Source organism: uncultured Campylobacter sp. (genome assembly GCF_937949835.1).
In the GTDB taxonomy this organism is placed as follows: domain Bacteria; phylum Campylobacterota; class Campylobacteria; order Campylobacterales; family Campylobacteraceae; genus Campylobacter_B.
The window spans coordinates 1-8,877 of the sequence record NZ_CALEDC010000426.1 but is presented as its reverse complement, the minus strand read 5'-3'; the positions used below and the strand labels follow the sequence as shown (position 1 = coordinate 8,877).

Annotated in this window: 7 protein-coding genes and 1 pseudogene; 1 reads left to right on the top strand and 7 read right to left on the bottom strand. The window is 48.1% G+C overall.

Annotated elements, in window-relative coordinates:
• The 7 genes and pseudogenes from Q0256_RS09555 to Q0256_RS09525 all read right to left on the bottom strand — a co-directional run.
• Positions 1-197: pseudogene (locus Q0256_RS09555) on the bottom strand (hypothetical protein); the annotation flags it as partial.
• Positions 198-676: 479 nt separating this feature from the next.
• The gene (locus tag Q0256_RS09550) at positions 677-1,363 is read right to left on the bottom strand and encodes a 1-acyl-sn-glycerol-3-phosphate acyltransferase (protein WP_297962494.1); all 687 of its coding nucleotides are present in this window, start codon (positions 1,361-1,363) and stop codon (positions 677-679) included.
• On the bottom strand, positions 1,344-2,636 hold the full coding sequence (locus Q0256_RS09545) for an SH3 domain-containing protein (RefSeq protein WP_297882380.1): 1,293 nt from the start codon (positions 2,634-2,636) through the stop codon (positions 1,344-1,346). Before Q0256_RS09545 ends, Q0256_RS09550 begins: the two co-directional genes overlap by 20 nt.
• The gene (gene purQ, locus Q0256_RS09540; RefSeq protein ID WP_297962492.1) at positions 2,630-3,295 is read right to left on the bottom strand and encodes a phosphoribosylformylglycinamidine synthase I; all 666 of its coding nucleotides are present in this window, start codon (positions 3,293-3,295) and stop codon (positions 2,630-2,632) included. The genes Q0256_RS09545 and purQ overlap by 7 nt, the downstream gene beginning before the upstream one ends.
• Positions 3,292-3,528, bottom strand: coding sequence for a phosphoribosylformylglycinamidine synthase subunit PurS (gene purS, locus Q0256_RS09535; RefSeq protein ID WP_297962490.1), 237 nt, complete (start codon positions 3,526-3,528; stop codon positions 3,292-3,294). Before purS ends, purQ begins: the two co-directional genes overlap by 4 nt.
• Positions 3,529-3,531: 3 nt before the next feature.
• Positions 3,532-4,251, bottom strand: coding sequence for a phosphoribosylaminoimidazolesuccinocarboxamide synthase (purC, locus tag Q0256_RS09530; RefSeq protein WP_297962488.1), 720 nt, complete (start codon positions 4,249-4,251; stop codon positions 3,532-3,534).
• A gap of 10 nt (positions 4,252-4,261) precedes the next feature.
• Entirely contained in the window at positions 4,262-5,551 is a 1,290-nt protein-coding gene (locus tag Q0256_RS09525) for a S41 family peptidase (RefSeq protein ID WP_367271959.1), read from the bottom strand.
• A 215-nt stretch (positions 5,552-5,766) separates the two neighbouring features.
• Between Q0256_RS09525 and Q0256_RS09520 the strand changes: the two genes are divergently transcribed.
• Positions 5,767-8,376: an AAA family ATPase gene (locus tag Q0256_RS09520; RefSeq protein WP_297962486.1), complete on the top strand. Its 2,610-nt coding sequence runs from the start codon at positions 5,767-5,769 to the stop codon at positions 8,374-8,376.
• Positions 8,377-8,877 lie beyond the last annotated feature (501 nt).

Here is an 8,877-nt window from a genome sequence, read left to right as displayed (position 1 = left end):
CTAGGATCTCCGATAGTGATCACGCGCACAGGAAAAAGCCAAATGCCTCTTTCTCTATCTATGCACCAGTCTCTTGAATTTAAGTTTGCCCAATCAAGCTCGCCCTGATAATATTTTTCGCATATCTCATTGCTCGGTTTTAGTAAGTCGTATTTCTCGATATCCTCTTTTGAAATACGTTCTGTAACAAACGCCATTCTCTCCTCCTTAAGAATTTAAAATTTTAGACTGCTTGCGGGTTGCCGCCCTCTTTTGCTCTTGCGGCAAATCGTTTAGCCATTTGCGCAAATGGCTAAATATACGCTAAATTTTATCTTGCCGCGCCGCGCAAATTTTAAAATTTCGCTTTTATGCAGGTGCTGTTTTCTTGCGGGTCTCTCGCCGATAACTCGCCGCCTGTAGTTTAGATGAAATTTTAAAATTTAGCCGTTAGCCGCGCACGTACCGCGTATGAAAACTCCACAATCCGCCGCTAAATTCCATTTGCGGCCGCCAAAAATCGCGCGGGCTTGCGCGAGATGAAATTTTATAAATTCTGTCATCTACGCAAACGGACGAAATTTATAAAAACTCCGCCGCCGCAAATCAAAGCGCAAATAAACGCGCTAGCGCACAGAAATCGCGCGAACTAACAAAAGTCGCGTTTGAATTTTATCGATAAATTTATGAATTCCGCCTATGCTTCGGCGGTTTCGTTTTCGTCGATTACGGCTTGCATCGCCTCTCTGGCGTGCTGCAGCCAATCTTTATCGCTCGTATCGAGCAGGTCTAGGTAGATGATTTTGACATGTCCGCTGTGGACGGTGAAATCGTGAGAGTTTGCGATGTGCTGCGTGCCGATGAGTACCACGGGCTGGACGCGCAGACCGAGCTTGCTAACGATCGCTTTAGCACCGCTTTGGAATTGCAAAAGCTGCGTGCCGCGATGTCTGGTGCCCTCGGGAAACATCGTGATGACGCGCCCTTCGCTCACGCGCTGCTGCACTTCGTGCACGATCCGCACCAGATCGCGCGGATTGGAGCGATCGACTTGGATCATCTTCGGAAGAGTGATGATTTTGCCGATGATAGGGATGTCTGCGATCTCCTTTTTAGCGATCCAGCAGATATCGGCGGGATGGGTTTCTTCGAGCACGACGATATCCATTATGCTTTGGTGGTTGGCGATTACTAGCTGCGCGCGCGGATCGGGGGTACCTATGATCTGTATATCGTACCCGACGCCGTAGCGCTGGAAGCGCCCCCAAATGCGGCGGAAGCGACGATGAGAGGAGTTTTTCACCGCCATAGCGATCACGACGCAAACGACGGTAAAAATAAACCAAATCGCGTAAAATAACGCTCTAATCCTTGCTAAGCTCATCTTTTTTAACCCAGCCGATCTTGTTGCCGCCCAGCATGATTTTATAAAATTCCTTATTCGTACCCAAAATTTCGACCTTTTCGGGATTTTTAGTCACGTAAAACACGGTGGAGCTTTGCATAGGCAAAATTCTAACCGGGGAATTTTGCGCGATACTGCCCGTGCCGTAAGGCCTTTGCGCGTAGAAATTTACTGCCAAAATCAGCACAGCAAAGATAAGCGGCGTGATATTTTTACTAAGCAGAAACATCACCAAAAGCACGGCAGCTAGCGTGTAGATCGCGATCTGCTTATAGGCTTCAAACTTGCTCTCTTTCGGATTTAGACCGATCTGCGTGCTAAGATCCTCGGCGCGCGGATTGAGTTCAAGCCCGAAATTTTCAAATTTTTTAGTATTAAGATTGAAATAGCTGAAGTCTAAATTTGTGATATTTTTATCCACGACGGCGAAATAATATCCGCTCTGACTTGTGTACGTGCCGCGTACGGAGTCCACACCCTGCTTGATAATGGCTGGATTATCGATGCTAAAAGCGCTGATTGCGCCGTTTCGGATACCAAGATCGAGCGTGAGTAAATTTGAAGCGTCGTCAAATTTGGTAGTTTTGTAGTTTTTAAGTTTCAGCTCGTCGGCTACGATATGCGAAAAATTAGGCTTCGTATCAAGCTTCATAAATTCCGGATTATCAGGCTTAATAGAGCTTTTTTCAAAGAATTCTCCGTTACGCTGCAAGGTCAAAACGAGCTCATTTATCTTATCGCTCTTATCGCTTGCCGCAAACCACAGCGTCGTCTCAAACATCTCGTCGCCCTCAATCCACGTAAGATTGTCGGCATTAAGCCACTTCATACCATTGGTGCGGCTGATCTCTAGCTTTGGCTTAACGGTGATTTTCTGCCCTAAATACACAGCGAAATCAATCTTAAAAATTTGATTGCAATACACCTTCCTAGGCATCCCGCTGGCTTTTAGCGTAAGCTCTTTGGGCTTAATGTCCTGATAGACCTTATCGTCGGATACATCAAGATCGACTTCGTTAGTAGGCGCCAGAGCCTTAAGATCGTCAATGCTTAGATTATCCATCGACATAACCTCTTTTTTATTATACTTCAGCATCACCTTGGAATTATCGCGCGTCTGCGGCTCGTCGGGCTTATCCTCAGCTTTTTTCGGCGCATATTTACTTAGATCGTCAAGCGAATCGATCTCAATCTCCGGCGCAGCAAACGCAAGCGTGCAGACACCTAAAATAGTAAGAATTTTTTTTAGCAAATTAAGCCTTTTAGCATTTTCTCTCCGTCCGTGCCGCCCAAAATAGGCTCTATCGCGCGCTCAGGATGCGGCATCAGGCCGAAAATCTTTTTGTTTTTATCGCAAATCCCTGCGATTGCGTCCACTGAGCCGTTTGGATTTAGATCCGCGCCGTTTTCGTCGCAATATTTTAGCAACACGCAATCCTCGTCGTATAGCGACTTTAGCGTATCCGCAGGCGCATAGTAGTTGCCCTCGCCATGCGCAATCGGGATATTTAAAATTTCGCCTTTATCGCAACAGTGCAGAAATTTATTATCGTTTGAGACGACGCGCAGACGGTGAAATTTTGAGATGAAGCTTAAATTTATATTTTTATTCATCGCGCCTGCGAGCAGCCCCAGCTCCAAAAGCATCTGAAAGCCGTTGCAGATACCCAAAATATAGCCGCCCTTTCGCGCGTGATCAAGCACCGCTTGCATTACGGGGCTAAATTTAGCAATCGCCGCGGTTCGCAGATAATCTCCGTGGCTAAAGCCGCCAGGAAGCACGATCAGATCGGCGTTTATGTCGGTTTCTTTATGCCAGATTATCTGCGTTTCACAACCCAGTGCGTCAAAGGCGTATTTGGTGTCGCGCTCGCAGTTGGTGCCGGGGAAATTGACGATCGCTACCTTCATATCACGATCTCGTAGTCTTCGATAACGGTGTTTGCCAAAATTTCATCGCACATCTTGACAACTTCGGCATAAATTTTATCCCTATCCTCGCCATCTAGCTCAAGGACGATCTGTTTGGCTACGCGCACATCTCGCACGCCGCTAAATCCAAGCGAAGCGAGGGCGTGCAAAACCGCCTTGCCCTGCGGATCGAGCACGCCCTGCTTAAGCCTTACGTTTACGATTACCTTCATCGCTTATCCTAAAATTCTACGCAAGACCTCTTCGTAGGCCACTTTTACGCTACCAAGATCCTGCCTGAATACGTCCTTATCGAGCTTTTTGTCGGTCTGTTTGTCCCAAAAGCGGCAGCTATCGGGGCTGATCTCATCTGCAAGCAGGATATTGCCGTCCTTATCTCTGCCAAGCTCGATTTTGAAATCCACGAGCTTTAAATTTCGCTCGTCGAAAAATTTAACCAAAATTTCGTTGATCTTGCGCGCAATCTTTTTGAGCTCGTCAAGCTCGCTTTGGCTCTTTACGGCGCCAAGCAGCAAGCAATGCTCGTCATTTAGTATCGGATCGCCCAACTCATCGTCTTTATAGCAAAACTCCACCAGCGTAAACGGAAGCTTTGTGCCCTCTTTGATGCCCAGACGCTTTGTAAGCGAGCCGGTAGCAATATTACGAGCGATAATCTCAAGAGGGAAAATTTTACATTTTTTCACGAGCTGCTCGGTCGGACTGATCGTCTCAACAAGCGCGGTGGCGATGCCGTGCTTTTTAAGCAGATCAAAAATCAGCGTCGAAATTTTACAATTCAGCGCGCCTTTGCCGCTCTCTTCGGCTTTTTTGACGCCATTAAACGCCGTCAGCGAATCTTTAAATTCCGAGATCAAAAGGTCGTCACTTTCGTTAACCGACCACATCTTTTTGCCCTTGCCTTCGTAGATGAGCTCTTTTTTGGTAGCTTGCATCACACTCTCCTTACTTGATGTTTAGAATTTTTATCGCGTCTATTGCGGTTTTTAACTGGATATCGTTATTAATCTGCTCTGCTGTGATGAAATTTTTCTCATCCTTTTTCTGAGCATCTTTTTTCTTGGTCTCGACCTTGGCTAACTCGCCTTGCAGGTGCTTTTTAAGATCGGCCTCTTTTAGCGAGAATTCATCCTCGTCGCGGCTCGGCACCTTGCCCGGCGCCACTATGAGATCAGGCGTCACGCCCACCGCTTGGATAGTGCGGCCGCTTGATAGATAGTAACGCGCGATGGTTAGTCGCAGCGCCTCCTTATCCTCTATCGGCAGGATCACCTGCACGCTTCCCTTGCCAAAAGTTTTTTCACCAACCAACACGGCGCGCTTTAGATCCTGAAGCGAGCCGCTTACGATCTCGCTCGCGCTCGCGCTACCGCCGTTTACTAACACTACCAGCGGCAAATCAGTGATCTTCTTTTTAGGATCGGCGCTATGCGCTTCGGTTTCGTTTTTCGCGCGTCCTTTTTGAGAGACGATAAGACCTTTGCCGACGAATAAATTTACAAGCCCGATCGCCTGATCCAAAAGCCCGCCCGGATTGTTTCGCAGATCCAAAATAATGCCCTTGGCGTCTCTGTGCTCTTTTATAAATTTACTCGCATCCGCCACCACGTGCTGATCGAAATTTGTAACGCGCAGATATAAAATTTTATCATCCTCGATCATCTTGGCATAGACCGATTCCACTTTGATTATGTCGCGTATGATCTCGACGTCAAAAGGCTTGCTAACCCCCTTGCGCACTATCGTTAGAGTGATTTTGGTTTTCGGCTTGCCGCGCATCTTTGAGACCGCATCGTCGATCGTGATACCGAAAGTCGCGTTGCCGTCGATACGCAAGATCACGTCGTTGGCCTGAATGCCTTTTTTGTCGGCAGGAGTCCCCTCGATAGGCGAGATGACGGTCAGAGCGCCGTCTTTCATACCCACCTGAATTCCAAGCCCGCCGAACTCGCCTTCGGTCTGGACTTTCGTGTCGTTAAACGCCTTTTCGTCCATGTAGCTTGAGTGCGCGTCGAGGTTATTCATAAGCCCCGAGATCGTCTTGTCCACGAGCTCCGAGAAGCTCATCTCATCGACATAATTGTTTTCGACGATCGCAAGCGTCTTGGTAAGCTTAGCTAGCGCCTCCAGACGCGTTTTTTCGCTGTCTGGCTTTTTGGTCGCATTGACCTCTCTGGCTTGTAAATTTCCGGTAAAAAAACTAACGCCTAAAAATAGAGAAAATATGAATCCCAAGCCGAAGAAGAGGTGTTTTTGTCGCAAAGCATATCCTTGAAAATAAAATGGAGTGAATTTTATAGAAAATTGGCTAAAAATAAGGTAAATTTCATACGAAATTTGCGCGTTTACGGATAAATTTAAGTCGAAAATTTTAAAATCTCACTAAAAAACCTTGACATAAAGACACTAAAGTTATATAATGCAATCAACTTCAACTTTAGGAGAAATTTATGAACGAAACTATTGAAATTTTAACCGATAAAATGCGCTCTTTGCTTGAAAGCAGCGTTTCTTTGGCGATCCATTCCAAAAATAGCGAAGTGGGCGTATTGCACATGCTCTGGGCTTTGGTAGCCGACAGCGGCTCGGTTCTAAATCAAATTTTTAATAAATTTAGCATCGAAAAAACTGCGGTCGAGCTTGAGATCAAAAGCGAAATTTCAAATTTGCCTACGAGCTCAAACGTCACGAAGGAAAACGTGCGAATCTCGCGCGAGCTGATGAACTCGCTAGAGCTCGCAAAAGGGCTGATGACGAGCTCGGGCGATAAATTTATCGCCGTAGATACCTGGCTGATCGCAAATTTAAACGCAGATCCGCTAAAGAAAATTCTGTCTAAATTTGCGGATCTTAGCGAGATCAAAAAGGAGCTAGAGGCGCTTCGCGGCGGCAAAAGTATCGATTCGCAAACCGCCGACGAGACACTTGAGGCGCTTAGTAAATTCGGCGTCGATCTCACCGCCAAGGCAATCGCGGGCGAGCTCGATCCGGTCATCGGCCGCGACGAGGTGATCTCGCGAATGATGCAAATTTTAATCCGCAAGACGAAAAACAACCCGATCCTGCTCGGCGAGCCGGGCGTGGGAAAAACCGCGGTCGTCGAGGGTCTTGCGCAGCTAATCGCCAAAAAAGAGGTTCCGCTCAGCCTGCAAAACAAGCGCGTCATCGCGCTTGATATGAGTGCGTTGATTGCGGGCGCGAAGTACCGCGGCGAGTTTGAAGATAGGCTCAAAGCCGTCATAAACGAGGTCGTAAAAGCCGCAAACGTCGTACTTTTCATCGATGAAATTCACACCATCGTAGGCGCGGGCGCAAGCGAAGGCTCGATGGATGCCGCAAACATCCTAAAGCCCGCCCTTGCGCGTGGCGAGCTGCACGCTATCGGCGCTACGACGCTAAAAGAGTACCGAAAGTATTTTGAAAAAGACGCCGCGCTTCAGCGCCGCTTCCAGCCCGTAACGGTCGCGGAGCCTAGCGTGAGCGAGGCTACGGCGATACTGCGCGGTATAAAGGAGCGGCTAGAGGTACATCACAACGTAACCATCACCGATAGCGCGCTTGTGGCGGCTGCAAGGCTAAGCGACCGCTACATCAGCGATAGATTCTTACCCGATAAGGCGATCGATCTCATTGACGAAGCGGCGGCGGAGCTTAAAATGCAGATCGAAAGCGAGCCCAACGAGCTTGCCAAGGCCAAGCGCGACATCCTCACGCTTCAGGTCGAAAAGGAAGCCCTTAAGATGGAGGATGATGGCAAAAACGACGAGCGGCTCGCACAGATCGACAAAGAGATCGAAAATTTAACCGAGCAAAAAAACGCGCTTCAGGCTAAATTTGAAAACGAAAAGTCCGTATTCGGCGGCATCAGCGAGGCGAAAAAAGCAATCGATAGCCTCAAAAACGAAGCTAGCCTAGCAAGACGCAACGGCGATCTTAGCAAGGCTGCCGAGATCGAATACGGCAAGATCCCCGCCGCGCAAGCAAAGGTCAAGGAACTTGAGGCGAAATGGGACGCGATGAAAGAAAACGGCGTGCTTTTGCGAAACCGCGTGGACGAGGAGAGCGTGGCTGAAATTTTAAGCAAGTGGACGGGCATCTCGGTAAGCAAAATGCTCTCCTCCGAAAAGGAGAAATTCCTTCACATCGAGGAGCATCTAAAAGAGAGCGTCGTAGGACAGGACGAGGCGCTGCACGCCATCGCTCGCGCCGTCAAGCGCAACAAAGCCGGTCTCGTAAACGAAAATCGCCCGATCGGAAGCTTTTTGTTTTTGGGTCCTACCGGCGTCGGCAAGACCGAGAGTGCGAAAAGCTTAGCGAGGTTTTTATTCGACGACGAGCGGGCGATGATCCGATTTGATATGAGCGAGTATATGGAAAAACACAGCGTCAGCCGCCTGCTCGGCGCGCCTCCTGGATACGTGGGCTATGATGAGGGCGGACAGCTTACCGAAGCGGTGCGCAGAAAGCCCTACTCCGTGCTGCTTTTTGATGAGATTGAAAAGGCGCACAAGGACGTTTTTAATATCCTGCTTGGAATTTTAGACGACGGGCGCGCGACCGATAACAAGGGCGTTACGGTTGATTTTAAAAACACGATCATCATCCTAACGAGCAATATCGGCTCGGCTAAGATTATGGAGCTTGACGCCAAAAATGCGGACAAACCGCGCGAGGTCGCACTTGCCGAGCGCGAGGAAGCGGTAAAGAGCGAGCTGAAGAATTATTTCAAGCCCGAATTTATCAACCGCCTGGACGACATCGTGATCTTCAACGCCCTAAGCGAGGACGATCTCATCAAAATCGTGGGCATTATGTTTAAGAGTCTACAAAAAACACTCGCAAACCGCGGCATTAACGCGAGCCTAAGCGAAAATGCCAAAAAGCTCATCGCCTCGGCGGGCTTTGATATCGAATACGGCGCGAGGCCGCTGCGCAGGGCGCTTTACGATCTAGTGGAGGACAAGATCGCCGATATGATCCTAAGCGACGAGATCAAAACGGGCGATCGGATCGAAATCGGCGCGCATGACGGCGAGATCGAGATAAAGAGAGTGAAGTAAAATTCTGCGGAATTTATCCTGCGGGGTAAATTCCGCGCTCCTGCTAAGTAAAATTGGCGAGGTAAATCTAATACTTTATTAATATAAATTGGGCGAATAATCTATCTCCTTGGGAATTGAAACGAGAATGCATTAGAGAGCTTTTAAGACAAGGAAAAAGTAGAATTCCATCCCGTTGGGAATTGAAACGCGAAATAGCTATACTGCCCGCGTAGTCTATTGAGGTAGAATTCCATCCCGTTGGGAATTGAAACTCGGCATCTTGGAACGTTTTTACCTTTGCACTACTGTAGAATTCCATCCCGTTGGGAATTGAAACTCCGTTTTTCGCTCATCAATCCGTCGTATTTGAGCGTAGAATTTCATCCGGTTGGGAATTGAAACCTGGAATAAGAGCCTACGACTTTCGTTCCTTGCGGGGTAGAATTTCATCCGGTTGGGAATTGAAACGCCCCACACCAGTAAAATATTCATACTCGCGTAAAAGTAGAATTCCATCCC

Excerpts from the sequence above, each read along its gene's own strand:
- Q0256_RS09550 (WP_297962494.1), bottom strand. The coding sequence starts at position 1,363 with ATGAGCTTAGCAAGGATTAGAGCGTTATTTTACGCGATTTGGTTTATT.
- purQ (WP_297962492.1), bottom strand. The coding sequence starts at position 3,295 with ATGAAGGTAGCGATCGTCAATTTCCCCGGCACCAACTGCGAGCGCGAC.
- purS (WP_297962490.1), bottom strand. The coding sequence starts at position 3,528 with ATGAAGGTAATCGTAAACGTAAGGCTTAAGCAGGGCGTGCTCGATCCG.
- purC (WP_297962488.1), bottom strand. The coding sequence starts at position 4,251 with ATGCAAGCTACCAAAAAAGAGCTCATCTACGAAGGCAAGGGCAAAAAG.
- Q0256_RS09520 (WP_297962486.1), top strand. The coding sequence starts at position 5,767 with ATGAACGAAACTATTGAAATTTTAACCGATAAAATGCGCTCTTTGCTT.